Genomic DNA, 25573 nt, shown 5'->3' with positions numbered 1-25573 from the left:
GAAGGTCTTCCGCGGGCGGATCAGGCCCGGTAGGTTGAAGGCTCCCCTCAGTTTCGCTCCATTCGGAGTCTCAACGTGTTCGGCGTCCGCCCGTTTGTCCCGTTCGCGGCCGCGTTGGTCGTCTCCTGTGCCCCGGTCCTGGCGGCGGACCCGCCGCCGGACCCGCCCCCGGCGGACGGCGCCGTCCCGCCGGAGATCCGGGCCTATACGCTCCCCAACCTCACGCTGCACACGGACCTTTCGCCGGAACTGGCCGCGGCGGAAGGGGCGCGGGCGGCGGCGAACGCGGAGGCGGTGCGGCGCCTGTTGAAGACCGAGCCGGACCGGCCCCGCCGCCCGCAGCGGGGGATCCCCGCCCGCCCCTTCCCGGGCGTGACGATCGCCGGCGACCCGGTGAGGCTGTTCGCCTGGGATCAAGGTGAGCCGTGGGAGAACCTCCCCCTGCCGTGGCAGGCCGGCGCCGCCCGCGCAACGCCCGGGGGAACCGCTCTGCTGCCCGCCGCGCGCGTCATGAACGGGGTCTTGGTCGCCCAGCAGGACAGCCCGGACCGCACCGAATGGTACGGCCCGGCCGCCGGCGGGATGGCGGGCCGCGGCGCCGTCGCGGCGTTGTTGGCGACGGACTACGGCGTCACCGCGTCCAGTTGGCTGCGGGACGGGCTGGCGGAAGTCGGCCGGTATCGCACGACCGGCGGCGGCCGCGTGTGCGTGGTTAAGCGGGAGTACGACTACCTTCGGCACACCGCCGCCCACCCCGACGAACGACCCCACGCCGCGGAGATCGCGGACTTCGCCGCCGGCCCGCCGGCCCTCAACGAGGACTTCGCTCCCTACGGGCTGGACCCGGCGACGTCGGTTCCGTTTCGGTGGGCGTTCACCCACATGATGTTGCACAACCCCAATTACGCCGCCCGCTTCCGGGACGCGTTGCCGGGGCTGCTGTCGGGCATGGGCTCTGCGGAAGCGACGCTCGCCGCGTCCCAGTCGCCCTCGCAGCCGGTTCAGCAGGTGGTCGTGCAATCGGTCGGTTCGGGGCCGGGCGGGGCCACGCTGCTGCGGCCGGCGCCGCCGCCGGCCCCGGAGGTCGCCGAATCCCTCGCCGACGCCGTCGAAGACCGCTACGACGCCGCCTTCGGCCGGGACGCCCCCCGCATCGCCTTCGAATTCGACCACTTTCTGGACACGTTCGAGCAGGGAGCGGACCCGGCGCTGACCGCCTGGGACTGGTCGGTCGCCGCTGCGCCCATCCCGCCGGGCCGGGGGAACTGGACGGGGGGTGAGGTGATCGCCCGCCGCGGGTGGCAGCCAACGGGGCTGGCGGTCGTGGAGGGGCAGCGCCTGAGGGTACGCACGTGGGGGCATTGGATCGTCGGTCCGGATGCTCCGGTCCCGCACTTCGACGCCGACCCCGCCCCGGCCGACCCCGCCGGGCCTCCGGCGGCGGCCTACGCCCCCTGCGACGCGGACGGGCTCGCGGACTCCCGCGGCGTCCTCGTGGCCGCGGTGTTCGACCCGGTCGGGCTGAGCTTCTCGGAAGAAATCGAACTCGGCGCGGAGGGCGAGTTCGTGGCGCCGACCGACGGCCACCTCGCCGTGCGCTGCCGCGACCGGTGGGGCCAACTACACGACAACGCCGGCTCGGTGGTCGTGAGCTTCTGGCGGGCGGACTGAACGCCGGCCGCGGGACGGCGGGGACGTTATTCTGGCCGCACGACGCCCCGCCTTGAGAGACGCCCCGTGCCCGCCCCGCGTTCCGCCCGCCGCACCTTCGGCCTGACCTTCGCCGCCCTCGCCGCGTTAACGTGTTGCGGCCCGGCGCTCGCCCAGCCGCCGGCCAGCGGCGATGCCGGCAATGCGGGAGAGGCGACCGGCCCGGCGTTGAACGTCTTTCGCAGCCGGAACGTGATCCTCACCACCGACCTGCCCGCGGAGAAATCCGAGGCGCTGCTGGTCGAGTTGGAAACGATGCTCGATCTGGTCGGCCGGTTCTTCGGCGCGCCGCTGCGCAAGCCGATCCCATTGCTGGTCTGGAAGGACACCGCGAAATGGCAGGGCGTGCCGCTGCCGCCCGAGGCCGCCGCGAAGATGCGCGAGGGCGGCGGAGTCACGATCGGCTCGACGATGGGCCTGCAAAACACCTTCACCGGCCAGTTCCGGGCCACCGACGCCAGCGCGACCGCCTACGCCTCCTCCCGCCGCGGCACCCCGCTGCACGAGTCCGTCCATGCCTACTGCATGCTGACCTTCGGCGGCACCGGGCCGGTCTGGTACAGCGAGGGGCTGGCGGAACTGGGCTCCTACTTCCGTCAGGGCGACGTCAGCGTGCGGGTCTCTGAGCCGGTGATGAGCCACCTGCAAACCTCGCCGCGGCAAACCCTGCGTGAGATCCTCGACCCGAACGCCGTCACCGGCGACAGCTGGGAGAACTACGCCTGGCGCTGGGCGTTGGCGCACGTGCTGGCCTACAACCCGAACTACCGCGACCGCTACCGCCCGCTGGGCGTGAGCCTGATGAACGAGGACGGCAAGCTGAGCTTCGAGTCCGTCTACGGGCCGATGGCGCGGGAGATCACCTTCGAATACGACTTCTTCCTCGACGTGCTCGAACAGGGCGTGCGGCCGGACCTGATCGCTTGGGATTGGAAGGGCCGCTACCGCCCGCTGCGGGAGGGCCGTCGGGCGACCGCCCGGCTGAAGGCGGACGCCGGCTGGCAGCCCGGGGCCGCGGAACTGACGGAGGGCGTCGTGATCGAATACGCCGCCGAGGGCGAGTGGAGCGTCGGCCGGGACGAACCCCGCCCCACGCACGTCACCGTGCTGGACGACGACTACGAGGAGCCGAAGCCGGAGGACGACGCCGAACCGACCGAACCGCCGCCGCCGGTGACCGCCGACGGCGGGGAGGACGGCCGCGGCCGGCTGGTCGGGGCGATCTTCGACCCGAACGACTACACCCTCAGCGAGGAGTTCGAACTGGGCGCCGCCGGCACGTTCACCGCCCCGGCGTCAGGCCAGTTGGTGCTCCGTTGCCGGGACAAGTGGGGCCAACTGGACGACAACGACGGCCGCCTCACCGTGCGGCTGACGGCCGTGAAGACGGAGTGAGGCGGACGGGACAAATCGGTTCGCCGTCGCTGTTAAGCGGCGCGTCGACAGGCCAGCAACCTCGCGCCGCCTAGCGGCGACGGCAAACCTTGACGGCCCGACGGACAGCCGCTCAGGCGACGCGGACGGTGGACGACTTCGGCGGATTCGACCGGCCGTCGCCGCCGCCCTGCGGCGGGCCGTCGGGGCGGCGATCCGGGTTGCCGGCGAACTCGCCGTGCGTGCGGTCCCGCTTGCCGGTCGGATCGTCGGAGAGGCCGGCCTGCAACCGCACGAACTCCTCGACGGTGGTTTCCCCGGACAGCGCCTTCGCCCGGGCTTCGGATTCCAAACTGCTCATCCCGTTGGCCCGGGCGATGTCACGGATCTCCCGCGTGGGGGCGCCGCGGAGGATCGCCTTCCGCACGTCGCCGTCGATCGGCATCACCTCGTAAACGCCGGTCCGGCCGACGTAGCCGGTCTGGAAGTTCTCCTCCGAGGGAATGCCCCGCACCAACGTGGCGTCGGCCCGCTCCTCGGCGGAGAGGCCGAGGATCTCCGCGGTGGCGTCGTCCGCGCTGTACTCCTCCCGGCTGCGTTCGCTGGCCCGGCGGAGCAGGCGCTGGGAGACGATGCAGTTGACCGAATCCGCGATGACGGCCGGCGGCACGTCGAACTCCCGCAGTACGTCGACGGCGCTGGCCGCGTCGTTGGCGTGCATCGTGGAGAGCACCAGCACCCCGGTCAGCGCCGCCCGGCCGGCGATGTGGGCGGTCTCCGCGTCGCGGATCTCGCCGACCATCATCACGTTCGGGTCCTGCCGCAGGCAGGCCCGCAGGGCCTCGGCGAAGCCGAAGCTGGTCCGGTTGTCGACCTGAATCTGGTTCACGCCCTCGATCCGACGTTCGACCGGGTCTTCGATCGTGACGAGGCTGCGGTGGGGTTCGTTCAGGCCGTGCAGGCCGGCGTACATGGTGGTCGTCTTGCCGCTGCCGACCGGGCCGACCGCCAGGATCATGCCGTACGGCCGGTTGAGCTGCCGTTCGAGCAGTTCCTGCTGGGCTTGTCGAATGCCCAGTTCCTCCAGCCGGGTGAAGTTCCCGCTTTCGGGCATGAGCCGCAGCACGAGCCGTTCGCCGTGGATCGTCGGCCCGCTGCCGATCCGCACGTCCCGCTCGACGCCGGCGATGCTGTTGGAGATGTGCCCGTCCTGGGCGTGACGGCGCTCCGTGATGTCCATCCCGCCCAGCAGCTTGACCCGGCTGATCACCTGGTTCTGGGTGTCCGAGGGCAGGCGGAGGATGTCGTGCAACAGCCCGTCCACCCGAACGCGGACCCGCAGGTCGTTGCCGGTCGGGTCGAGGTGGATGTCCGTCGCCTGCATCTGGAACGCCCGTTCCAGCAGCAGATCGACGAGCGGGCCGGGGCCGACCACGTCCGCCAGTTCGCGCAGCTCCGCTTGGAGGGCCCGCTGCTCGGAGGGGTTCCGCCGCGGCCGGGCGGGATTGCCCGACTTCGGACGGTCGGCGTTCGGTTCGTCGGTACTCACGGGGGCGATCCGGCGGGAGACGGTGTGAGAGAGGTGAACGAAAACGGGGCGGCGGGGGCGGCGTCCCCGCGGGCGTCAGTCGCGGACGGAGCCGGCGGAGAGGACTTCGGTCGGGCGGCCGGCGTCTGGTTGGCCCGCGCCGATCAGGGCCGCGTCGTCGCTCGCGCCGTTGAGAGCCTCCGCGGGGGTCGACGGGGGTTCGGGGGCCGGTTCCGCGAGCGGGTCGGCCGTGGAGCCGGGAGCCTGCGGGGCCGTGGAAGGCTCGGCGTCGGGGACGACGAGGTCCGCGGAGTCGTTCGGACCGTCGTCCGCGGGGAGCCGATTCGGTTCGAGCACCAGCCCGGCGATCAGCAGCGCCACGCTGCACAGCAGCACGCCCACGCCGGTGAACCGGGGCACGCCGAGGTACCACGCCAGCGTGAGGGTGCCGAGCACAATGCCGATCACGGCCCCGGCGAACAGCGTCGCCTTCAGGGCCAGGGCGGGCAGCAGGTCCGGGGCGAGGAACATGAGGATCAACGCCGCGGCACTCAGCAACACCGCGCCCACCCCGCAGGCCGCCAGCAGTCCGCCGCCGCCGGCCGCCGCCGCGGCGGGGGCCCCGCCGACGATCGCCGCCCGGGCCGGGGCGGCCCTGGCGCGGACGTCGAGGCGTTTACGGGCCTCGTCCCGGGTGGACACAATCGTCCAGCGGTCGGCCAGCCCCGCCAACTGGAGCACCTCCCCAACCAGTTCGTGATCGTTCACCACCGCGAACTTCCCGCCCTGCTGCTGGGCGGCCTTCCAGATTCGCACCACCAGGGCGACCATCCCGCTGCCCATGTGGGCCAGCGGGGTCAGGTCGACGATCACCTGCGGCTTGTCCCGATCCAACACCCGGGTCTCCAGGCTGGACCCAATCTCCTCCACGTCCGCCCACGGCACCTCCGCCAGTTCCGGGAGCAGGGTGATAATGAGCAGATTGCCGTCCTGCTCGAACCGGCAGGCGCGCTCGGTGGCCACAGGCGAGACCTTGCGGGAGGGGGTGGTGGGCGACGGAGGGAACGGGGCCGGACGGCGCCGCGGACGCTTCCCGAGAGTATCGAAACGCCCCCGAGGCGACAGCGTTCCCGGAATAGTAGGGAGTTCCGCTGGAAGATTTCATTGAACAGGCGGGCGCCGCCGGAGCCGTCGGCGCCCGCCCCCTCCCCCCGCCGCGAGAATCCCCCGACCGCCCGCAACGGGCCGGGTCCGCCCGCGGCGCCGGACCCGAACAATCCGGGCGGTCGCCGCGGCCCGCACGACCCGTCGGGGCGGTTGGCGCGGTCCTGTGGTCGGGGGCGAACGACGTTCATCCGGCGGACTTGCAACGCCGATCGCAGTTTGACAGGCCCGCGCGCCCCCCGCACGATATCGGCCTCCCGCGACCGTTCCGCGTCGCTTTCCCCGCGCCCCCGTTCCACATTCCCTCATGGCCCGACTCGGCAAACCGCTGGCGGTCGCCGCGTTCGTGCTCTGCGTGCTGTTCTGCGGCTTTGCCGCGGCGATCAGCGCCGGCGGGCAGAACTGGGACGCGCGGCGGGCGGAACTGGACGAGTTCTCCATCACCCGCGTCGGCGGCGGCGAACAGCCGGTCCGGTTTCAGGTGACCGATCGGGTGACCACGGAGACGGTCACGACCTCGGACTCCCTGGCCGCCGCCGTCGTCGCCGCCTACCGCGAACGCACGAACCGCCTCCAGGCCGAACGCCAGGCCCTCCAGGACCGGGTGGACCGGATGGCCGCCGAGGCGCCGCTCCGCACCCGCCTGAATAAAGCGGATCGGACCGCGATGGACGCCCGCCTCGCCTTCCAGCAGTCGGAGTTCGAGCGCCTGACGGAAGAGCTGAAGGCCGTCACCGCCGAGGGCGCCCGTTTGGTCGATCAGGCCGAACAGCTTCGTTCCGAGGCCGCCACCCGGGCCGAGGACGCCGATCGCCTCGCCTCGGAACTCGACGCGATCCGGACGGACCTCTACCGCGTGCTGGAACAGATCGCCGCCCTGAAGGACCGCAAGGTGCGGCTGGAGGGGGCGCTGGCCCGGGCGGAGCGGCGTCGTCAGCAACTGACCGAACGCCTCGAATAAGACGCTTTGAACAAGACGCCCCCCTGAGTCGTCCGTCCCGCTGACGCCGGACGCCCGCCGCCGGCGGGCCTCCCCCGCATCGTCGCCGCGCCCCTACACTTCTTCGTTCGCCCCCCACGCCGCCGCCCCCCGCCATGACCCTGTTCGGCAAAATCCTGATCGGGCTGATCCTGGCCCTCAGCCTGGTGTTCGCCTCGCTGTCGGCGGCGGTCTACTCCGCTCAGTTCAACTACCGTAAAGAACTGGAAACCCAGAAGGATCAGTACGCCACGCTCGAGACCCGCCTGAAGGACCGCGAGGAGGAACTCCTCAAGCAGATCGGCGACATCGAGGCCGAACTGGCCAAGGTGACCGACGAGCGCGACCTGCAAACGCAGACCGCCACGCAGCTCGCCCAGCAGAACCAGCTCCTCCAGGGCGAACTGGCGACCACCAACACCGCCCTGAACGTGCAGACGGCGGACACCGAGATCGCCCAGGCCGAGGCCGAGGACCGCCGCGTCGAGGTGCTCGCCGGTCGCCAGCGGACGGCGGATCTCTCCGAGAAGTTCGTCGCCTCCGAGGGCGAGATCGCCGCCCTCACCGACGAAGCCTTCAGCCAGTCCGTCACCATCACCCAGATGGCTCAGACGAACGGCCGGCTGCTGGACGAGGTCGCCTCCCTGCGGGCTCAGCTCCGCGAAATCGGGATCGCCCCGAACTCCGCCTTCACCGGCACCGATCCCGCTCCGGACGTCTCCGGCAAGATCACCGCCGTGGACGAACGCGGCAGCGCCGGCACCAAGGTCGCCATCTCCGTCGGCAGCGACGACGGCCTGCGTGAGGGCGACGAACTGGAAGTCGTCCGCATGACCGGCGGCGGCAAGTACATCGGCAAGATCCGACTGGTGGAGGTCGGCTACGACTCCGCGATCGGCAACCTCATCTCCAAAAACCCCACTGCCACCGTGAAAGAGGGCGACGATGTCAAGACCCGACTCTAGTCCCGAACCGGGCGTCTACGACGTGCTGCTGGCCTGCGCCGTCGGCGCGCTGTCCTGCGGGATCATCTTCCTGGTCCTGCACCTCGGCTCCTACGGCTGGCAGGTCGCCCCCTGACCGGGACGCGGACTCGGCCAAAACTCTGATGACCTAAGCCGGAGCCATGGCTCCGGCTTGGGTCTTTTCATGCGCGCCGACTTCTTCCCGAATCGCCCTTCGCGCCGCCCCCGCCTGAGAACGACAACCCCCGGTTCGCGCCCGAAGCGTTTCCGCGCCCCCGCAAGAACCGACCCCTCCCCCCTCGCATGTGGCGGCGGCTGACCCGCACCGTCCGGCCCGATCTGGCCGTGGACCTCGGCAGCGCCCGCTGCCGGGTCGCGGTGGCGGGGGATCGTTCGCCCGTGCCGCGGCTGATTGACGAACCCACGGTCGTCGCCGTGGCCCGCGGCGGTCGCCGGGTGCTGGGCCGCGGGGCGGCGGTGGGACGCCTCGCCAGCCAGACGCTCGGCCGCACCCCGGCGGGCGTGGACGCCGTGCGGCCAATCGTCGGCGGCGTCGTGGCGGACTTCGACCTCGCCGAAGCGTTGATGGCGGTACTCATTCAAAAGGCCCGCCGCGGTCGCCGCGGCCCCCGCAGCCGGGTGTTGCTGACGGTCGCCGGCGGACTGACCCCGGTGGAACGCCGGGCGGCGGTCGGCGTGCTGGAACGGGCCGGGGCCGGGTCGGTCGGTCTGCTGGACGCCGCCCGGGCCGCCGCGCTGGGCGCCGGCCTACCGGTCAGCGAACCGATCGCCAGCCTGATCTGCACCGTGGGGGCGGCGACCTGCGAAGTCGCCGTGCTGAGCCTCGGCGACCGCATCGCCGGCCGCTCCGTCCGCACCGGCGGGGACGACTGGGGCGTCGCCGTGCGGGAACACCTGCGGTCGGTTCACGGACTGAAGATCGGCGCCGAAACCGCCGCCCGCGTGGTGCACGAGGTCGGCTCCGCCGCCCGCACCGGGGACGAGGCGACGACGGAGGTCAGCGGTTTGGACGTCGCCGGCCGGGTGCCCCGCACCGTGGCCGTCACCGCGGAGGAGATCCGCGACGCCCTCGCCGATCCGCTGGAGAAGGTCGTCACCGCGATCGCCGAGACCGTGGAGGACTGCGGCACCGAACTGGTCGCCGACCTCGCCCGCGGCGGGCTGACGCTGTGCGGCGGCGGGGCGAACCTGCGGGGGCTGGACCGCTACCTCACCGACCGGCTGAACCTGCCGGTGCGCATCGCCCCCGACCCCGGTTCCGCAGCGGTCCGCGGGGCGATCGTGGCGCTGGAGAACCGGGACGTCTGGCGTCACTGGCTCACCCCCGCGGCGAGGGCCGCGTGAGCGGAGCCCTCGACGACTCCCCCCGCAGCGGCCGCGGCCTCTGGCCGACCGCGGCGGCGATCGCGCTGGGGGCGCTGCTGGCCGCCGCCCCGCCGGGGGTCGAACTGATCGTTCGCACTCAGCTCCACGACTTGGCCGGCCCGGTTCTCTCCCGGCTCCCGGCCTCCTCCGCCCCGGCCGAGACGGCGGAGGCGCCCGTCGCGGAACTCGCCCGGGAGGTGGCCCGGCTGCGGACCGAACTCGCCGCGACGCCCGCCGACGCGCCGGCGGACCGGCTGGTCGGTCCGCTCTGGCTGACGGCCGCGACGCTCGGGACGGCGGAGCGGCGGGGAGCCGTCGCGGAACTGCTCATCGCCCGGGTCGGCACGGAGACGGCGGCGGACGACGTCGCCCTGCTGACCGAAAATCTCCCCGCGATCGACGCCGGCGCCGACCGGCAGGTGCATGTGGGGGACCTCGTCGTCACCGGCGGCGCTGTGGTCGGCCGGATCGCGGCGGCGGGCCGCTGGACCGCGACCGTGCGTCCCGTGACCGACGCCGACTTTCGCCTCGCCGTTACCGTGCCGGGGAACGCCGCGCCGGGCGGCGGGGAGGAGGCGACCGCGGTGCTGGCCGGCGACGGCGACGCCGGCGCCGTCCTGCTGCACGTGCCCACCGCCGCCACAATCGCCGTGGGCGCCGTCGTCGCCTGCGAAGCCGCGGAAACCGGCGGGGCCGCGGTGCCCGTGGGCGTGGTGTCGGCGGTCGAACCGGCCGCCGCGGACGGGCGGCGCCTCGTCCGGGTGCGGCCGCTGGCGACCCTCGCCGGCCGGGCCGGCGGGGCCGTTCAAGTGGTGCGGGCCGGCCTGAACCGGCGTCGCGTTGGTTCGCCAGAGGAACAGCCGTGAACCAAGCCTCCCCCTCCCCCGCCCAAGAGGCGGCGCTCACCGTCGCGGCGGCCGGCGCCCTGTTCCTGCTGTACTGCATCGAACTGCGGTGGAGCGAGGCCGCCGGCCCGTGGGCGCCGCCGGCGACGCTGATCTGCGGGCTCGCCCTGTCAGCGGGGCGAGGTTCGGCCGGCGGGGCGGCGTTGGCCGTGTGGGTCGGCCTGCTGCACGCCGCGGCGACGGCCGGGGCGCCGGGAATCGCCGTCGCCGCGACGGCCGCCCTTGCCGCCGGGCTGCGCCTGCTCACCTCGGAGCCGGGTCGACGCTGGGCGCTGGCGGGGCCGCTCGGCTGGGCCGCCGCCGCGGGCCTGACGGCCGCCGCGGAAACGTTCAGCGGCGGTGGCGTTGAACCTGGCTGGCGCTCCCTGCCTCTGGCGGTCGTCGTCGGACTGCTCGGCGGCGGCCTCGTCGCCGCGGTCGGCGGCAGTTCCCGATCCGCCGATCGAGGGTGGGCGTGAGCGGTTCCTCCCTCAATTCCCCCTTCAAACCGACGGCGGGCGCCGGCGTGCGCGCCGGGGTCCTCGCCACGGCGTTCCTGCTCCCGTTGGTCGTGATCGGGGGCCGGGTGGCCTTCATCCAGCTCACCTGCGGCGCAGCGGTCGCCGCCGGTCGGGACGAACCGCGGCCGCGCGACGAGCCCGTGCCCGCCGCCGACGGACGGGTGCTCTCCGCGGACGGCGCCCTCTGGGCCTGGGACGAGGCGCGGTTCGAGGTGCACGTGCATTACCGCTGGCTCCAGACGGAGCCGGACGAAGGATGGCTCGGCGATCAACTGCGGTCGCGGCTGTCCCGGGAGGAGCGGAACGACCCGGCGACGCTCGCCGCGGCGGAGGCGGAGATTCGGGCCGAACGCGACGCCCTGCGCGTGCGGTTGGCGGCGGCCTGCGGGGTGGACGTGGGCGAAGTCGCCCGCCGCTTCGCCGCGATCGACGGCCGCATCGCCGAGATGAAGGCGAAGATCGTCGCCGCCCGGGAGGCGAAGCGGTCCGCCGCCGCCGCCGAACGGGCCGCCGCGGTCGGCGACGGCCCGCTGGACCGCGTGATCGCGGAACTCACCACCCCGCCGGAACGCGGCGGGAGGGTGGACGACACGCTCGCGGAGGAACTCGCCTATCACCGGGCGCTGTCCGGGCTGGGGCCGCGGGTCGCCGCGGCGATCGAGGGCTCTCCCGAACGGTTCCCCGGCGTGCGGGTCCTGCCGGTCGTCGGCCGCCGCACCGCCGAGGGGCTGCCGGCCCCGCACCTCGTCGGGCTGCGGGCGTCCGGGGGATCGGACCAGCATGAAGACGACGTGCGGACCGGCCTGACGGGGGTCGAAGCGGCGTTCGACGGCGTGCTCACCCATCGGGCCGGGGCCCGCCGCATCTGGGAGGACCGCCGGGGGGCGGCGGTGCGAACGGAGTTACTCAAACCGCCGCGGCCCGGCCGGGACGTGCGACTGACGGTGCGGGCCGATCTGCAAACCCGCCTGGTCTCTCGCCTGGCGGTGGCGATGACGCCGCCGGAGGGCCGCCCAATCCCCACCGGCGCCGCCGCCGTGCTGATGGACGTGCACACCGGCGCCGTGCTCGCGGCGGCGAGCCTGCCGAGGTACGACCCCGCCGATCTCCGCGACCCGGACCGCTGGGCCGACCTGCGGAGCGATCCGCGGGCGCCGCTGCTGGACCGGGTCACCGCCGCGGCCCTGCCGCCGGGCAGCGTGTTCAAGCCGGTGATCGTCGCCGCGGCGCTGGAGGAGGGCGTGGTATTCGGCGACGGTTCGATCGAGTGCCGCGGCTACCTCGACCGGCCGGAGCGGCACCGCTGCGCCTGCTTCATCCAGGAGGAGGTCGGCCACGGCTACGTGAAGCCCGCGGACGCCCTCTGCCGGAGTTGTAACGTCTGGTGCTTCGACGCCGCCGACCGCCTCGGTCCCGCCGACGTGCGGCACTGGGCGAACGCGTTCGGCTTCGGCGTTGCCCCCGGCACGGGACTCCCCGGCGAGCGGGCCGGATCCGTCCTGCCGGTGGACGATAAGAAAGTGTCCCGCGATCTGCTGATCGAAACCGGCGTCGGCCAGGGCGAGGTCACCGCGACGCCGTTGCAGGTCTGCCGCATGACCGCCGCGATCGCGAACGGGGGACGACTGGTGATCCCTCAAGTGGCCCTCCCCGTTTCGCCGTCGCCGCCAGGCGGCGCGCCTTCCGTGCTCGCGCCGCCTGGCGGCGACGGCGAAGCGGTGGAACTTTCTGACCGCACCTGGCTCGCCCTGCGGTCCGGCATGGACAGGGCGGTCAACGATCCGTTGGGCACCGCCTATGGACACGCCCGCTCCAAGCGGCTGCGGGTCGCGGGCAAGACGGGCACGGCCCAAGTCGGCGGCGACCGGCCCAGCCACGCCTGGTTCGCCGGGTACGGCACGCTGCCCGGGGCGGACCGACCGGCGGTGGCCGTCTGCGTGATGCTGGAGCACGGCGGCAGCGGCGGGGCCGACGCCGGGCCGGTCGCGCGGGATCTATTGGAGGCTTGGGCCGCCTTGGAGGACCCGGCGAAGCCGCAAGCAAACGCCGCAGCGTTCCAGATCCGCCGCGTGCAGTAGCGATCAGAGGCCGCAGGCGAACTCGCGCAGGGCGGCGGCGGCGACGGGGGCGGGGCAGCTCCAAACTTGGAAGAACATCGCTTCCCGCACGAATCGACCGGCGGGGTGGCCGGCGACGAAGCCGGCCCCCTTGCTGGCCGTGAGGTACGCCTGGGCGCTGCGGAGGCAGAGCGAGTTGGCCCGGGCGCGAACCGTCTGGGCGTTCAGACCCTCCGGCAGTTCCTCCGGCGAAGAGGCCGCGGCGATCGTCTGGATGTCCGCCGACAGCTTCGCCCGCTCCCGCTGGAGCGGTTCGAGCGTTTCCCCCAACTCCGGCCGCTTCTCCGCCTCCGCGACGAGCCCCCGCAGGGAGCCGGCGGCGTGGCCGACGGCGAGGGCGCTGGTGCCGACCGAGCCGGTCCCGCCGGCGCCCTGCCTCATCACCTCTTCCACCGGCCCGGCGACAAGGTCGGTGTCCGGCACGTCCACGCCGTCCAGCGTCACCTCGGCGGTGCGGCTGGCGGACAGGGCCAGCAGTTCCGGACAGGCGTGGTCCTGGACGGCGGGATCGTCGGTCCCGTTGATAACGGCGAGGAGTTGCCGGCCGTCGGGTCGCTCGGCGCCGACGAGGATCAGGTCGGCGAACCCCGCGTTCGTGCACCACGGCAGCGTGCCCGTCAGCCGGTGGCCGGTCCACCCAGTCCCGAAGGCCGGCTCAGCCCGCACCATCGGCCGGCCGGTGTGACGGCGGGAGGTGGTGAGGTGGCTGATGCCGACGGTCGCCGTCGTCCTGCCGGCCGCCATCCCGGGCAGAGATCGGGCCTTGAGATCTTCGTTGTCGCACTCTGCGATGCGGGCGGCGGCGGCGTTGAACTGGGTCAGGACGAACGTCGCGCACAGGTTCGCGGCCGCGAGTTGCTCGTACCCGGCCATCACCTCCGGCGCCGGCAGGTCCGACCCGCCGAACCGTTCCGGGATCACCCACCCGAGCACCCCGGCCCGGGCCATCAGAGCCCAGGCCGCCTCGCACCCGCGGCCGGGCTCGGACCAGCCGGCGCGTTCCTGCTCCTCAGCGAGCTGGCGGAGGTCGGCGAGCAGTTCGGGGGAAAGCATTTCGAACTCGAAGGCGAGCGGGGGCGTCAGCCCTCCGTGTGTTCGCGGGCCGGGACGGACGCGGGGGGCTGACGCCCCCGCGCTCGCCTCAGCCCAGGGTCTCTAAGAAGCCGCTCATCTCGCCGGCGGCGTGGTCGTCGCCGGTCCGGATCGCGACCTCGACGCCGGCCGTCAGGGTCTCGCGGGCCTCGTCGTCCCGGTCGGCCCGGGCGAGGGTCTGGCCCTTCATGAAGTAGGCCGGCACGTAGTCCGGGTGCTCCGCGATCACGCGGTCGAACTCCCGCAGGGCGGCGGCCTCGTCGGTTTTGGCCAGTTCGAGCGCGAGGGAATAGCGGAGGAACGCGTCGCCGGGGTCGTCGGCGAGCAGGCGTTCGAGCTTCTGCCGGCGGGTGGGCGCGGCGGGCGGCGATTGGGGGTCGGACATGGCGCAGCGAGCGTTGGTTCGGGCGGGGGAGTGTACCCGCCCGGGGCTCCTTCGCCTCCCACGGGGCTCCCGCCGATCGCCCCCGCGACGCCCCGGGGGAGGCGGATCGGGGGCCTTGCGGAGGGCGGCGCATCGCTTGGGTTGCGCAGTTTCCGCGCCGCCCGTAACGGCCGTGCGGGGTGGCACGGAACGGCTCCGGGAATCTGTGCGGGACTGTACGCGGGGCGTCAAGGGGGGTTTGACGAACCGTCGAAGGAGGCCCGGCGGGAAGCCGGATTGCGGCCTCCCGCACGGAATGGACACCCACGCCTCACCCCCTTCTCCGCGGCGGTCGCGCAGGATGGGGGCGGCACCGCGCCCCGGCGAGCGTCGCATGATTCACACCGATTCACCGCTCGCCGCGTGCGGCTCCGCTCCCTTTGGGACCGGCGCCGTCGGGACTGTCGCCTGCGGGTCCGCCCCGGCGAGCGCCGTCGGAATCGCGACGTCCCGCGTCGGCGTCGCCGCCTACCTCACCCTGTTGGCGTTGCTCTGCGGAGCGCCGCGGAGCAGTGCCCAGACGCCGGACTACGCCGCCGTCTCCCGCATCTCCCCCACGGTCGCGGCCGTGCGGCGGGCGGCGCCGAGCGTGCTGAACCTGCATTCCGTCAAAACGACGTACGACGACGAGCCCGTCTTCGGCTCCCGCAAGCCCCGCAAGGTGAACGGGATGGGCACGGCGATCGTGGTCGATCCGCGGGGGTATCTGCTCACCAACCACCACGTCGTCGACGGGGTGGAGAGCCTGCGGGCGACGGACGAATCCGGCGCCAGCTACGTGGCCCGCACGCTGTCGGTCGATCCGCAGCACGACCTGGCGCTGGTGAAGATCGACGCCGACAACCTCCCCGTGATGCCGCTGGGCACCAGCTGCGACCTGATGCGGGGCGAAACGGTCATCGCCATCGGCAACGCCTTCGGCTACGAACACACCGTCTCCAAGGGCATCATCTCCCAGTTGTTCCGCGACGTGGAAGTCACGGAGACGCAGAGCTACCGGAACCTCATTCAGACCGACGCCAGCATCAACCCGGGGAACAGCGGCGGGCCGCTGATCAACGTGCGGGGCGAGGTGATCGGCATCAACGTCGCCATCCGGGCCGGCGCCCAGCGGATCGGGTTCGCCATCCCCATCGACGACGCCCGCGAGGTGCTGGCCCAGTTGATGAGCGTCGAACGGCTGGAGAACCGCACCCACGGGGCCCTGTTCTCCGACCGCAAAACGCCCGAGACCAAGCAGGCGGTGGTGGCCCGGGTCGATCCCCGCAGCCCGGCGGGCCGCGGGGCGGACGGCCAGGGCGGGCTGAACCGCGGCGACGTGGTGGAACGGGTCGGCCGCACCCCGGTCGAGGACGCCGCCGACTTCGAGCGGGCCCTGCTGGGCGTGCGGCCCGGCGAAACGGTGACGCTGACCGTCCTGCGGGACGGGAGCCGGGTGCCGGTCGCCCTGAGCCTGCCGGGCGCCGGCCGGGCCGTCGCCCAGGCACCGAGCCAGACGCGGCAGATCGCCGCCCGCACCGCCGCGGTGCGGACGGTGGAGCTGCCCGGCAAGGCGGAACTGACCGCGAAGAGGGCGACCGCGGACGACGCGGTGCAACGGTTCGAGGCCCGCTCCGGCTGCAAGGTGGAACGGGTGGCCGCCGCCCCGGGCGAACGGCTGGCGGAGTTCGGCTACAAGGGCGGCTACCGCGTCGCCGAGGTCCGCTCCGGCGGCCCGGCCGACCGGGCGCTGATCAAAACCGGCGACATCCTGCTGGGCCTGCACGACTTCAGCACGCTGATCCCCGCGGACTTCGCCTACATCCTCAACCTCGCCGCCGACGACGGCGTGAAGATGCTCCGCTGCGACATCCTCCGCGGCGGCGACCGGCTCTACACCTTCCTCAAGCTGGACGAGGAATAGGACCGAAAGAGCCGCGACCGTCAGGCAGCGCCGTGCGGGTCCGACCGACGGCCGGTTCCCGCGCTCCCTGACGGTCGCGGCTCTCGCGGTTCACACTCGCGGCTTACGCCTCGGCGCTGATCTCGTACGACAGCTTCGAGAACGCCTCGGCGAGTTCGTCCGTGCTGCTGTGCACGTGCTCGGCCTCGGTGACGAACTTCATGCCGTCGTCCCGGGTCAGGCGGTGTTCGAACAGGACCTTTTCGAACTCGAACAGGTCCTGGCCGTACATCACGAGCAGCTTGTGCTCGTCGAACTGGACCTCCAGCGGGACCTTGGCGTTCAGCACGGCGATGCCGAGGCAGCCGTCGTCGAGGATCTCCTCCTCGAAGTCGTACAGGGCGCTCTTGAGCACCGGCAGGTCGATGCCCTCGCGGACCAGGTCCCGGTGGCCGCTCTTCCCCGCGGAGTGGCTGCTTTCGAGGACCACGTCCACCTCGTCCCCCAGCGGGTCGAGCAGATCGAGGAACACCTCGAACAGGACCTCCCGGCTGGCGGAGGCCATCAGGACCGGCACCCGCACGCCGCTGGCGCTGTCCACGAAGTGATCGCGGCGATAGCCGGCCTTCGGGACGACCCGCAGGTCGTAGGCGGGGCGGACGGCGTCGGTCAGCGTGAAGTCGCCGTACTTGGCGACCTTCAGGTGCCGTTCCAGCTGCTCGTCGGAAAGCCCGCCGAAGCTGCTGGGAGCGGAGGCGTCGGGGCCGCCGCCGCGGGTTTTCAGGAATTCGGTGAGGAAACTCATGCCGGCGTCGGGCGGGGGGAGGCGGGGAGCCGGACCGACGGGGGTTCGTCAGGAACCCGATGCCGTCCGGCGGCCGCGTCCTCCTCAGCGGCGGCGACCTGCGGTCGATTCCCTCCCGCCCGGCTGGGACGGGAGCGAATCGCCGCGGTCGCGAACGAACCTACCCCGCGTCCGGGGCGCCGGCGCGAAGTTTCCCTCCGCGCCCGCACGGAACCCGCTCCGCCGCCCCGCGCGGTCGGAGCAGCCCGCACACCTCGCCCCCGCCCGCAAGCCCGCCCTCGCCGGCGTGCCCCACCGGAACCGCTCATCTCCCCGCCGGCGCCCGCTCCCGGTAGGATTCCGGCCCCCGCCGCCCGTCCGTTCGGTACCGCATGCTTCGTTTCGCCCTCCCGCCCTTCGCGGCGCTGTCGCTCGCCGCCGCCGCCCTGGGCCTCCCGGCACAGTTCGCCCCGGCCCAGGAGGAGTCCGCCCCGGTCGCCCCGGCGGGCAGTGAGCTGAACCCCGCGGGGGAGACCGCCTGGTCCGTCCTCACGCTCGGCGGGGAGAAGATCGGCTGGACCCGCACCACGACCGCTCCCCTCGGCGACGGCCCGAACGCCGGCACGCGGACGGAGCAAGAGACCAGCATGGAGTTCCAGCGGTTCGGCCAGTCGATCGCGATGACGGTCGAGTTGGAGACGACGGAGTCCGCCGACGGCGCTCTGCGGGGGTTCACCCTCGTCACCAAGAACCCCGGCGCCGCCCCGACGCGGGCCGTCGGCGTCCGCGAGGGCGACGTGCTGCACCTCACCACGACCGTCGGCGGCAAGGAGTCCACCCGTGACGTCGACTTGCCGGCCGACCTGAAAAGCCCCGCCTACCTCGACGACGTGCTCACCGGCGACGCCCTCACGCCGGGGAAGCCGCTCAGCTTCAAAACGTACTTCCCGGAACTGGGAAAGGTGGGCACCGTCACGCTGACAAAGGCCGCCGCCGCGGAGCCGGTCGTCACGCCGACGGGCGAACGCCGTTCGCTCACGGTGGTGACGGTCGCCCAGGACGTGCTGCCCTTCCCGACCACGCTGTACGTGGACGAGGAGGGCGAGTCGGTGTTCGAGTCGATGGACTTCCTCGGCCAGAAGCTGCTGACCTACGAGGTGAGCCAGGAGGAAGCCGTGCGGGCCGTCTTCAATAAGGGCGCCGACATGGGCTTCGACACCCTCGTCGCCGTGGACGTGGTGCCGAACGTCCACAGCACGCAGCAGGTCGTCTACCGGGTGACCGTCGAGGGGGCCGAGGCGACGAAGCTGTTTCTGTCGACGGCTTCCCAACAGGTCGAGCCCCTGAAGGGGACCGGCGAACAGGCCAAGATCACGGTGGTCGGTCTGCCGGTCATGCGGGAGGCGACCGCGGGGGTCGCCCCGGACCTGCTCAAGTCGACCCGCTACCTGCAGAGCGACGATCCGCGGGTGATCGAACACGCGAAGGCCGCGGCCCCGGAGGACGCCTCCGCCGGGCGGATTGCCGAGGGCTGTGCGGAGTACGTGAGCCGGGTGCTGACGGACAAGAACTTCAGCACCGCCCTGGCCAGCGCCGCGGAGGTCGCGGAGAACCTTTCCGGCGACTGCACGGAGCACAGCGTGCTGTGCGCCGCGATGCTGCGGGCCCGCGGCGTGCCCAGCCGGGTCTGCGTGGGACTGGTGACGATCCCCGGCCGCGGGCAGATGGGCGGGCACATGTGGGTCGAGGCCCTGCTGGACGCCGACGGCCCCGCCGGCCCGGCCGAGGCGCTGTGGGTGCCGCTGGACCCGACGATCACCGGCGGGGCGATCGGCGGCGGGCACCTGCTGCTCGGCCGCAGCGACCTGAGTGACGACGACGCCTCCCCGGTCGCCAGTTTCCTGCCGATGCTGGAAGTGATCGGCCGTCTGACCGTGACAGTCGTCGAGTCGAAATGAGCGGGGCCGAACCACCTGCCCCGCCGCCGCTGATCCTCGCCAGCACCTCGCCCTACCGGGCCATGCTGCTGGACCGCCTCGGCGTGTCGTACACGCAGCAGTCGCCCGGTGTCGACGAGGAGGCGGTGACGGCGGCCCTGTCCATATCGAAACCGGCGGACCCCGCCGCCCTCGCCGAACGTCTCGCCGTGTTGAAGGCGGAGGCGGTGGCGGAGCGAAACCCGCAGGCCGCCTGCCTCGGCAGCGATCAGGTCGCGGTGGCGGGGGGCGAGATCGTCTCCAAGCCCGGCACGCCGGAGCGGGCACTGGCCCAGTTGATCGCCGCCCGCGACGGCGGGCTGAGCCTGTTCTGCGGCGTCGCCCTCGCCGGCCCCGGCGAGCGGCGGCGGGCGACCGTGGTGCGGTCCGACCTCGTCCTGCACCCGCTCTCCGACGACCGCTTGCGGGCCTACGTGGCGAAGGTGAACCCGGTCAACTGCGCCGGCAGCTTCAAGCTCGAAGAGCCCGGCGGACTGGCGCTGTTCGAGCGGATCGACGCCGCCGACTGGACCGCCGTCATCGGCCTCCCGCTGCTCACCGTCGCCGCGTGGCTGCGAGACGCGGGGCACGACCTCCCTTGAGGCTCCCCCCGCTTCGCCGTCGCCGCTAGGCGGCGCGCGTCGCTCTGGAATCTCGCCGCCTAACGGCGACGGCGAACCGGATCAGGCGTCCGGGTACGTCTCGCCGCGATCCAGCTCCAACTCGCGCACCCAGATGTTGCGGAAGCTGACTTTGTCGCCGTGCCACTGGAGGTTGAACGACTCCTTCAGCGGGTGCGCCTCGTAGACGTGCCGCTTGCCGAGCCGCGGGTTGCGGGCGGTGGCGCCGTTCAGTTGTTTCCGCACCTGCACGGCGACGCCGTTGTGGATCACGGTCGCGTAGGCCGGGCGGACGACGACGCCGTTCTCGTCGAACCGCGGGGCCTCGAACAGCACGTCGTAGGTCTGCCAGGCGCCCGGCGGGCGGCAGGCGTTCACCAGCGGCGGGGACTGCTTGTAGAGAGCCGCGGCCTGACTGTCGAACTGCGTCTGGTTCTCGTACGAGTCCATGATCTGCACCTCGTAACGGTTCATCAGGTACAGCCCGCTGTTGCCGCGGCCCTGCCCCTGGCCCTCCACCTCCAGGGGGCTGCGGAACTCGAGATGAACCTGGACGTCGCCGAACTTCTGCTTCGTGGAGATGGTCCCGCCGCCGGCGGTGGCGACGCCGTGCTTCACCTCCCACTTCTCGCCGCCGTTGAAGGCGGAGAGGTCCGTCCCGCCGAACAGGATAATCGCGTCCGAGGGCGGAGCGACCGCGGTCTCGCCGGGCGTAACGATCGCCGGCTCCTTCCACTCGATCCCGCTTTTCCACTCCTGAAAGCCGACCGCGGTGGCGGCGAGCGCCGGGAGGCACAGGCCGGCGAGCAGTGTGGAGCGACGGAACATCGGCGGAGCTTCTGTCAGAAGGTGCGGCAGGAAACGGAGCGAACGGCGGTCGGGCGTCAGGCGTCCGGGTACTGCTCGCCGCGGTCCAGTTCCAACTCGCGCACCCAGATGTTGCGAAAGCTGACCGGGTTGTTGTGCCACTGGAGGGTCATCGGGGCCTTCTCCGCCTTGCTGTCGTAGCTGGGCGGCTTGTGCCAGGCGGTGCCGCCGAGGATCTCCTGATGCACCTGCGTGGCGACGCCGTTGTGCAGCACGGTGACGTACGCCGGCCGGACGAGCGCGCCGTGCTCGTCGAATTTCGGGGCTTCAAAGAGGATGTCGTAGGTCTGCCAGGTGCCCGGCGGGCGGGAGGCGTTCACCAGCGGCGGGCTCTGCTTGTAGATTGAGGAGGCCTGCCCGTCGTAGTAGGTGGTGTTGTCGTAGGAGTCGAGGATCTGCACCTCGTACTGCTCCATCAGGTGCAGCCCGCTGTTGCCGCGGCCCTGCCCGCTGCCTTTCACCTCGGCGGGGCTGCGGAACTCCAGATGCACCTGGCAGTCGCCGAACGACTGCTTCGTCTTAATCGTGCCGCCGTTCACCGTGGCGACGCCGTGCTCGATCTTCCATTTGTCGGCGCCTTCCCACGCCGACAAATCGGTGCCGCCGAACAGGATGATCGCGTCCGAGGGCGGGTCCGCGGCGGTCTCGCCGGGGGTGACGACCTTCGGCTCCTCCCACTTGATGCCGCTTTTCCATTCCTGAAAGCCGACCGCGGTCGCGGCGAGCAGCGGAACGCACAGGCCGGAGAGCAACACGCGGGAACGAAGCATCGGACGGGGCCTCAAACGACAACGGGAAGGGCGAACGCATCCAATGTGGCGAGTCAGACCTCCTTCCGCCACCACCCGCCGACGCGGTACCAGATCCCCCCCGCCGTCGCCCGGAACGCGACGTCGCCGAACATCCCCAGATACGCCCCCGGCAGCCCCCAGCCCAGCCACACGCCGCCGACCCACGCCAGCGGCAACCGCAGGCCGTACATCCCCGCCAGCGTGAGCAGCAGCGGGACGCGCGTCTCCCCCGCCCCCCGCAACGCGGTGACGTAGACGATGCTGCCGGTCAGCGGGATCTGGCAGAGGGCCAGCGCCCGCAGCGCCGGGGCGGCCTCGGCCCGCACCGCTGGGTCGAGGTGCATGAAGCCCACCAGCGGCTCCGCGGCCAGCAGGAACAGGGCGCTGATGAGTGCCCCCAGCGCCGCGCACTGCCCCGCGGCGACGTGCCCGACGGCCTTCGCCCGCCGCAGCCGCTTCGCCCCGAGGCTCTGCCCCACGATCGTCGCCGCCGCCGCCCCCCACGCGACCGACGGGAGATACGTGATCGCCTCCAGCCGCACCGCGACGATGTGGGCGGCGAAGGTCGTCTCCCCGTCGTCATCCGCCGCCGAGCCCACCCCCGCTGCCGCAGTGAGGGGCAGGCCGGCGATCAGGGCCAGGAACACGAAGTGACCGGCCCAGCGGATCGCCCCGTCGACCGCGGCCGGCAGACCGATCTTCAGCACGCGGGCGGTGGTCGCACGGTCCGGCAGCAGCTCCGCGGCGAGCAGCCGGAGTCGGGTCGAACCGCTGGCCAGCGTCGCCAACAGGGCCAACCCGCCGAAGGTGCGGGCCGCGACGGTGCCGTACACGATCCCGTTCGCCCCGCACGCCGGCAGGCCGATCGCCTCCACGCCGTAGACGAACGCCCAACTGGCGGCGGCGTTCAGCAGGTTCATCCCCGCCCCGAGGATCAGCGGCGTGGTCATATCCCCGGCCCCCCGCAGGGCGGCGAACCCGGCGAGGCTCATCGCGGTGATCACCTGCCCCAGCCCGTCGATCCGCAGGTAGCGGACGGCGATGTCGAACGTTTCCCCCTCCAACCGCAGCCCCGCGGCGAAGTACGGGGCGAGCGGCCAGATCAGGGCGTAGTAGAGGCCCCCCGCGATCAGTCCCAGACCGAGCACGCGGTTCGCCACGGCGTTGGCCCGGGCGGTCTCGCCGGCGCCCCAGTGACGGGCGACGATCGCGGTGGCGCCGACGCTGACCACGCCGAACAGCATTGTCGCCAGCCAGGCGACGTACGCCGCCAGCCCCACCGCCGCCGTCGCCCCGGAGCTGATCCGCCCGCTGAGCCAGGTATCGAACAGCCCGACCCCGAACCCCAGAATCTGCTCCCCCAGCACCGGCCAGGCCAGCGTCAGCACCGCGGCGTGCAACGGCATCGACCCGAGTCGCTTCCCGCGCCGCTCCCGCCGGGGCTTTGGGGAGCGGGGGGCGTCGGACGGGGAATTCACGCGGCGATGGTAGGCGAGGGGCCGGCGGCGGCCGCGTCATGGGGCGGCGGGATCGTCCTCGAAGACGCCGAATCGCCAGTCTTGCCGCGGCTGCGGCTGCCAGCCCTCGGCGATCAGCATCGCCTTCACCGCTCCGGCCGCCGCGGCGGCGAACGCCTCGGGACGGTCTCGGGGGGCGCGGCCGGTCAGCGCCCGTTCCGTTCGCCCCGCGGGCGCCCAGCGGGCCGGGTGAACCAGGACCGCCCCCGGGTTCCGTCGGCAGCGAAACGCCTCCAACCCGGAAATCTTCGCATGAGCCTGCGGCAATCCCCACGGCGCCGGCAGGTGGAGCGCCGTCGCCACGTCGCACACGGCGGAGGCTCGAACCGACCGGCCGAACCGCAGCCGGCCCCAGCCCGTGCGGACGAGCAGTCGGTCCTCCCCCCGCAGCCAGCGGGGGCCGACGCTGCAGGCTCGCCGGAACGCGACCTGCCTCGTGGCCCACGGCGCCGCCGCGACCGCGGCTCCCGTGATCAGCCCGGCCGCTGCCCAGACGGACCACCCGAATGACGACCCAAGCGTGGCCGGCTCCCATTCCGACCGCCGTTCCCACCAGAAAGTCGGAATCGCAGACGCCAACGCCACACCGAGCGCCACAAAGACCCGACGCCCCCACCCCCGCCGGGCGTCCAGCGGCGTTATGACGGCCGGTCGGCCCCGCCCATCGTGGTGGACCCGCACCAGCGGGTGCGGCGGGGCCTGCGGATCGGCCGGCGCCAGCCACGGCCCGACCGGCCGGCCGGCGGGGAGGACGCCCAGGACCCCCGCCACGCCGGCCCGCACCCGGGCGCCGTCCTCGCCGCTCAGGCGTCGGGTGAGGGGCGTCGTCTTGCCGCCGACGATCGCGGAGACCGCCGCCTTGGTTTCCTCCCCGAACCACGGGCCGGGTTCGTCCAGCAGCCCGTCGCCCGGCAGGATCTCCACCGTCCCGAACCGCCGCACGCCCCACCAGACGCACTCCCATTCGAGCCTCTCCGGCGTGACGCGGAACCAACTGCGGGCCAGTTCGAGCCGGAACTCCCAGAGGTGAACGCTCAAGAGGAGTAGCGGAACGGCCGAACAGGCCAGCCCCTGCGCCAGTTCGCCCAGGGTGGCCAACCCCCGCGCCCGCATCCCCAGCCCTGCCTCGATCAGAAACAGCAGACCGAACCCCGCGGCCGCGAGGGCGGCGAGCGCCCCGCAGAACGCCAGCGGGCGTGAGGCCGGCGACGGGCCGAATGACGCCTCGAAAACGGCGCCGTTCAGCGGCGGCGCGGCGGGGCGGATCGGCGTCGGCGGGGCGGGCTCAGAGGCCATCGGGGACCGGCCTCCAGCCGGTCGATTCGAGGCGGTGTCGCACCAGCCCGGCGACGTCCTCGGCCACCTCACGGCCCCCGCCGAGGCTCAGCGGCACGTGCGATCCCAATTTGACCGGCGGATCGACCCGGACGGCGGCGACCGTCACCGGCCGGCTGCCCCGGGCGTCCCGGACCGTGCCGAAGTTCTCCCACACCACCACCGCCGAGATCCGCTCCCGCGGCACGCGGTAGGTGTACCGCAGCAGTCCCACGCCCCATCGCAGGATCAGCCCCTCCTCCGCGATCGTCGTCCGCACCGACGCCCGGCAAACGGCGACCGGCACGCTGATGATCATCATTCCCACCAGGGCGAACGGCACGAGGAACAGGAAACCCACCAGGTCCCGCCCGCCCGCCTGCCCGGCGTCCGGCAAGGCCCGCACCGCGATGAAGATCAGGGCGGCCCACCAGGCGAGGGCGGACACGGTCATGAAGGCCGCCAGCGTCCGCTTCCCCGGCGGCCAGCCGGGCCAGCAGCGGGCCTCCACGATCGACCGCCCGCGGGCGTCGAGCCCGGTCCGGACGTGCGGGTGATCGGCATTCGCGTCGGCCGCGACGGGCGCCGTGCGGGGCGGGGCGCCGGGCGCGTCGTCAGGGAAGCGCTCCGCCTCCACGCCGAGGGTCTGGTTGATCGACTCCGCGACCCAGCGCACCTCGTCGTCCGCCCACGCCGTCCCAAAGGCCAGCGTGCGGTCCTTCTCCTCTTGCGGCCCGACCCGCACCCGGTAGCGGGGCCTGTCGTTCTCCTCGTAGGCGACCTCCAGCTCCGCCCGGTCCCCGGGTTCGAGGCGAATCGTGCGGGTGCGCTCCCGGCCGAACCACTCCGTCCGCACCGCGACCGTGGCGGGTTCGCCGCCCGTGGCCGGGGCGGCGAACAGCAGCGTGTGGGTAAATCGCAGCTTCGACCACCAAATCACCAGCCCGACGCCGATGGCCGGGAACAGCCCGACGAGGGGCAGCACGAACCACGGCACCGGCCCGTCCTGCCCCCCGGCCGGCTTGAGGTTCCAGTCGACGCCGTTCGCCACGGCCACGCCCCAGAAGGTCCCGGCCACCGCCCACGAGAGGGCGTTCCAAAAGAGCGCGAACCAGAAGATCGAACGGGCCCGAGGTCCCCCGGCGGGGATGCGCAGCACGAGCCGTTCGTCACGCTCCACGACCTCGATGCGGGAGCCGGGGACTGGCGGGGGCGGGCCGTCGCTCACCCCGGCGGCCAGCCGAGGTCCCGGCCGCCCATCACGTGGAAGTGCAGGTGGAACACGCTCTGCCCGGCCCCGACGCCGGTGTTCGCGACCACCCGGTAGGCCTCGCCGCAGCCCTCCTGTTTCGCCACCGCGTCGCAGACCCGCAGACATTTGCCGAGCAGCGCGGCGTCCTCATCCGTCGCGTCGGCGAGGTTCACCAGCGGCTTCTTGGGGATCACCAGCACGTGCACCGGCGCCTTCGGGCTCACGTCGCGGAAGGCGAGGCAGTCCTCCGTCTCCAGCACCACGTCCGCGGGGATCTCCCCATCAAGAATCTTCTGGAAGATCGTGGGTTCGTGCGACATGTCGCGACCGTACCGGCGGGCGGCGCGACCCGCAAACTCGTTGCGCCCCCCCTCGCAACCGCAGAACGCAGAGGGCCGGCCGGCCCTCTGCGTTACAGGCAGGCCG

At 72.8% G+C, this 25573-nt stretch carries 23 protein-coding genes; 12 read left to right on the top strand and 11 right to left on the bottom strand.

Going from position 1 to position 25573, the window contains the following annotated elements; all coding sequences use genetic code 11:
• Positions 1 to 75: 75 nt before the first annotated feature.
• Together CA12_RS14860 and CA12_RS14855 are read left to right on the top strand one after the other, a co-directional pair.
• Positions 76 to 1671, top strand: a complete 1596-nt coding sequence (locus tag CA12_RS14860; protein ID WP_145359823.1) for a hypothetical protein — start codon at positions 76 to 78, stop codon at positions 1669 to 1671.
• Positions 1672 to 1737: 66 nt separating this feature from the next.
• Complete coding sequence (locus tag CA12_RS14855; protein WP_145359822.1) at positions 1738 to 3105, top strand: hypothetical protein; 1368 nt, start codon at positions 1738 to 1740, stop codon at positions 3103 to 3105.
• Between the two features lie 112 nt (positions 3106 to 3217).
• Here the strand turns inward: CA12_RS14855 and CA12_RS14850 are convergent, their stop codons facing one another.
• Both CA12_RS14850 and CA12_RS14845 read right to left on the bottom strand, forming a co-directional pair.
• Entirely contained in the window at positions 3218 to 4633 is a 1416-nt protein-coding gene (locus tag CA12_RS14850; RefSeq protein ID WP_242687920.1) for a GspE/PulE family protein, read from the bottom strand.
• Between the two features lie 75 nt (positions 4634 to 4708).
• The gene (locus tag CA12_RS14845; RefSeq protein ID WP_145359821.1) at positions 4709 to 5635 is read right to left on the bottom strand and encodes an STAS domain-containing protein; all 927 of its coding nucleotides are present in this window, start codon (positions 5633 to 5635) and stop codon (positions 4709 to 4711) included.
• 448 nt (positions 5636 to 6083) lie between these two features.
• On the opposite strand from CA12_RS14845, the gene CA12_RS14840 reads away from it, so the two are divergent.
• From CA12_RS14840 to CA12_RS14815, 7 genes are all read left to right on the top strand, one after another.
• Positions 6084 to 6737 (top strand): hypothetical protein, encoded by a 654-nt coding sequence (locus CA12_RS14840; RefSeq protein WP_145359820.1) that lies wholly within the window; start codon positions 6084 to 6086, stop codon positions 6735 to 6737.
• A gap of 134 nt (positions 6738 to 6871) precedes the next feature.
• Positions 6872 to 7720 (top strand): hypothetical protein, encoded by an 849-nt coding sequence (locus CA12_RS14835; RefSeq protein WP_145359819.1) that lies wholly within the window; start codon positions 6872 to 6874, stop codon positions 7718 to 7720.
• Entirely contained in the window at positions 7701 to 7835 is a 135-nt protein-coding gene (locus CA12_RS23025) for a hypothetical protein (protein ID WP_261342352.1), read from the top strand. The genes CA12_RS14835 and CA12_RS23025 overlap by 20 nt, the downstream gene beginning before the upstream one ends.
• Positions 7836 to 8023: 188 nt before the next feature.
• Entirely contained in the window at positions 8024 to 9085 is a 1062-nt protein-coding gene (locus tag CA12_RS14830) for a rod shape-determining protein (RefSeq protein ID WP_145359818.1), read from the top strand.
• Positions 9082 to 9972: a rod shape-determining protein MreC gene (locus CA12_RS14825; RefSeq protein ID WP_165700777.1), complete on the top strand. Its 891-nt coding sequence runs from the start codon at positions 9082 to 9084 to the stop codon at positions 9970 to 9972. Before CA12_RS14830 ends, CA12_RS14825 begins: the two co-directional genes overlap by 4 nt.
• On the top strand, positions 9969 to 10469 hold the full coding sequence (locus CA12_RS14820; protein WP_145359816.1) for a hypothetical protein: 501 nt from the start codon (positions 9969 to 9971) through the stop codon (positions 10467 to 10469). Before CA12_RS14825 ends, CA12_RS14820 begins: the two co-directional genes overlap by 4 nt.
• The gene (locus CA12_RS14815; RefSeq protein ID WP_145359815.1) at positions 10466 to 12589 is read left to right on the top strand and encodes a peptidoglycan D,D-transpeptidase FtsI family protein; all 2124 of its coding nucleotides are present in this window, start codon (positions 10466 to 10468) and stop codon (positions 12587 to 12589) included. The genes CA12_RS14820 and CA12_RS14815 overlap by 4 nt, the downstream gene beginning before the upstream one ends.
• Positions 12590 to 12592: 3 nt before the next feature.
• Here CA12_RS14815 and CA12_RS14810 read toward each other — a convergent pair whose 3' ends face one another.
• Together CA12_RS14810 and CA12_RS14805 are read right to left on the bottom strand one after the other, a co-directional pair.
• Entirely contained in the window at positions 12593 to 13681 is a 1089-nt protein-coding gene (locus CA12_RS14810; RefSeq protein WP_145359814.1) for an acyl-CoA dehydrogenase family protein, read from the bottom strand.
• A gap of 88 nt (positions 13682 to 13769) precedes the next feature.
• Positions 13770 to 14105, bottom strand: a complete 336-nt coding sequence (locus tag CA12_RS14805) for a tetratricopeptide repeat protein (RefSeq protein ID WP_145359813.1) — start codon at positions 14103 to 14105, stop codon at positions 13770 to 13772.
• Between the two features lie 373 nt (positions 14106 to 14478).
• Here CA12_RS14805 and CA12_RS14800 point away from each other — a divergent pair, with 373 nt between their 5' ends.
• Positions 14479 to 16047, top strand: coding sequence for a trypsin-like peptidase domain-containing protein (locus CA12_RS14800; protein WP_145359812.1), 1569 nt, complete (start codon positions 14479 to 14481; stop codon positions 16045 to 16047).
• 103 nt (positions 16048 to 16150) lie between these two features.
• Here CA12_RS14800 and CA12_RS14795 read toward each other — a convergent pair whose 3' ends face one another.
• Positions 16151 to 16831: a hypothetical protein gene (locus CA12_RS14795; RefSeq protein ID WP_145359811.1), complete on the bottom strand. Its 681-nt coding sequence runs from the start codon at positions 16829 to 16831 to the stop codon at positions 16151 to 16153.
• 371 nt (positions 16832 to 17202) lie between these two features.
• Here CA12_RS14795 and CA12_RS14790 point away from each other — a divergent pair, with 371 nt between their 5' ends.
• Positions 17203 to 18768 (top strand): transglutaminase-like domain-containing protein, encoded by a 1566-nt coding sequence (locus CA12_RS14790; protein ID WP_145359810.1) that lies wholly within the window; start codon positions 17203 to 17205, stop codon positions 18766 to 18768.
• Positions 18765 to 19388: a Maf family protein gene (locus tag CA12_RS14785; protein ID WP_145359809.1), complete on the top strand. Its 624-nt coding sequence runs from the start codon at positions 18765 to 18767 to the stop codon at positions 19386 to 19388. Before CA12_RS14790 ends, CA12_RS14785 begins: the two co-directional genes overlap by 4 nt.
• An 81-nt stretch (positions 19389 to 19469) precedes the next feature.
• On the opposite strand, the gene CA12_RS14780 is transcribed toward CA12_RS14785, so the two are convergent.
• The 6 genes from CA12_RS14780 to CA12_RS14755 all read right to left on the bottom strand — a co-directional run bounded on the left by CA12_RS14780 (position 19470) and on the right by CA12_RS14755 (position 25467).
• Positions 19470 to 20234, bottom strand: a complete 765-nt coding sequence (locus CA12_RS14780) for a 3-keto-disaccharide hydrolase (protein WP_145359808.1) — start codon at positions 20232 to 20234, stop codon at positions 19470 to 19472.
• Positions 20235 to 20290: 56 nt separating this feature from the next.
• On the bottom strand, positions 20291 to 21043 hold the full coding sequence (locus CA12_RS14775; RefSeq protein WP_145359807.1) for a 3-keto-disaccharide hydrolase: 753 nt from the start codon (positions 21041 to 21043) through the stop codon (positions 20291 to 20293).
• A 53-nt stretch (positions 21044 to 21096) separates the two neighbouring features.
• Positions 21097 to 22470 (bottom strand): MATE family efflux transporter, encoded by a 1374-nt coding sequence (locus CA12_RS14770; RefSeq protein ID WP_145359806.1) that lies wholly within the window; start codon positions 22468 to 22470, stop codon positions 21097 to 21099.
• Between the two features lie 108 nt (positions 22471 to 22578).
• Positions 22579 to 23877 (bottom strand): hypothetical protein, encoded by a 1299-nt coding sequence (locus CA12_RS14765; RefSeq protein ID WP_145359805.1) that lies wholly within the window; start codon positions 23875 to 23877, stop codon positions 22579 to 22581.
• Positions 23867 to 25123, bottom strand: coding sequence for a hypothetical protein (locus tag CA12_RS14760; RefSeq protein ID WP_145359804.1), 1257 nt, complete (start codon positions 25121 to 25123; stop codon positions 23867 to 23869). The genes CA12_RS14765 and CA12_RS14760 overlap by 11 nt, the downstream gene beginning before the upstream one ends.
• Positions 25120 to 25467, bottom strand: coding sequence for a histidine triad nucleotide-binding protein (locus CA12_RS14755; RefSeq protein WP_145359803.1), 348 nt, complete (start codon positions 25465 to 25467; stop codon positions 25120 to 25122). The genes CA12_RS14760 and CA12_RS14755 overlap by 4 nt, the downstream gene beginning before the upstream one ends.
• Positions 25468 to 25573: the final 106 nt, after the last annotated feature.

Origin of the sequence: Alienimonas californiensis, assembly GCF_007743815.1 — a bacterium.
Taxonomy (GTDB): Bacteria; Planctomycetota; Planctomycetia; order Planctomycetales; family Planctomycetaceae; genus Alienimonas; species Alienimonas californiensis.
The sequence above is the reverse complement of the archived record's forward strand: the minus strand, read 5'-3'. Positions and strand labels throughout refer to the sequence as shown.

What these genes read in the sequence shown, in the direction of transcription:
- CA12_RS14840 (WP_145359820.1), top strand. Translation starts at nt 6,084, where the DNA reads ATGGCCCGACTCGGCAAACCGCTGGCGGTCGCCGCGTTCGTGCTCTGC.
- CA12_RS14835 (WP_145359819.1), top strand. Translation starts at nt 6,872, where the DNA reads ATGACCCTGTTCGGCAAAATCCTGATCGGGCTGATCCTGGCCCTCAGC.
- CA12_RS23025 (WP_261342352.1), top strand. Translation starts at nt 7,701, where the DNA reads ATGTCAAGACCCGACTCTAGTCCCGAACCGGGCGTCTACGACGTGCTG.
- CA12_RS14830 (WP_145359818.1), top strand. Translation starts at nt 8,024, where the DNA reads ATGTGGCGGCGGCTGACCCGCACCGTCCGGCCCGATCTGGCCGTGGAC.
- CA12_RS14810 (WP_145359814.1), bottom strand. Translation starts at nt 13,681, where the DNA reads ATGCTTTCCCCCGAACTGCTCGCCGACCTCCGCCAGCTCGCTGAGGAG.
- CA12_RS14805 (WP_145359813.1), bottom strand. Translation starts at nt 14,105, where the DNA reads ATGTCCGACCCCCAATCGCCGCCCGCCGCGCCCACCCGCCGGCAGAAG.
- CA12_RS14800 (WP_145359812.1), top strand. Translation starts at nt 14,479, where the DNA reads ATGATTCACACCGATTCACCGCTCGCCGCGTGCGGCTCCGCTCCCTTT.
- CA12_RS14795 (WP_145359811.1), bottom strand. Translation starts at nt 16,831, where the DNA reads ATGAGTTTCCTCACCGAATTCCTGAAAACCCGCGGCGGCGGCCCCGAC.
- CA12_RS14790 (WP_145359810.1), top strand. Translation starts at nt 17,203, where the DNA reads ATGCTTCGTTTCGCCCTCCCGCCCTTCGCGGCGCTGTCGCTCGCCGCC.
- CA12_RS14785 (WP_145359809.1), top strand. Translation starts at nt 18,765, where the DNA reads ATGAGCGGGGCCGAACCACCTGCCCCGCCGCCGCTGATCCTCGCCAGC.
- CA12_RS14780 (WP_145359808.1), bottom strand. Translation starts at nt 20,234, where the DNA reads ATGTTCCGTCGCTCCACACTGCTCGCCGGCCTGTGCCTCCCGGCGCTC.
- CA12_RS14775 (WP_145359807.1), bottom strand. Translation starts at nt 21,043, where the DNA reads ATGCTTCGTTCCCGCGTGTTGCTCTCCGGCCTGTGCGTTCCGCTGCTC.
- CA12_RS14770 (WP_145359806.1), bottom strand. Translation starts at nt 22,470, where the DNA reads ATGCCGTTGCACGCCGCGGTGCTGACGCTGGCCTGGCCGGTGCTGGGG.
- CA12_RS14765 (WP_145359805.1), bottom strand. Translation starts at nt 23,877, where the DNA reads ATGGCCTCTGAGCCCGCCCCGCCGACGCCGATCCGCCCCGCCGCGCCG.
- CA12_RS14755 (WP_145359803.1), bottom strand. Translation starts at nt 25,467, where the DNA reads ATGTCGCACGAACCCACGATCTTCCAGAAGATTCTTGATGGGGAGATC.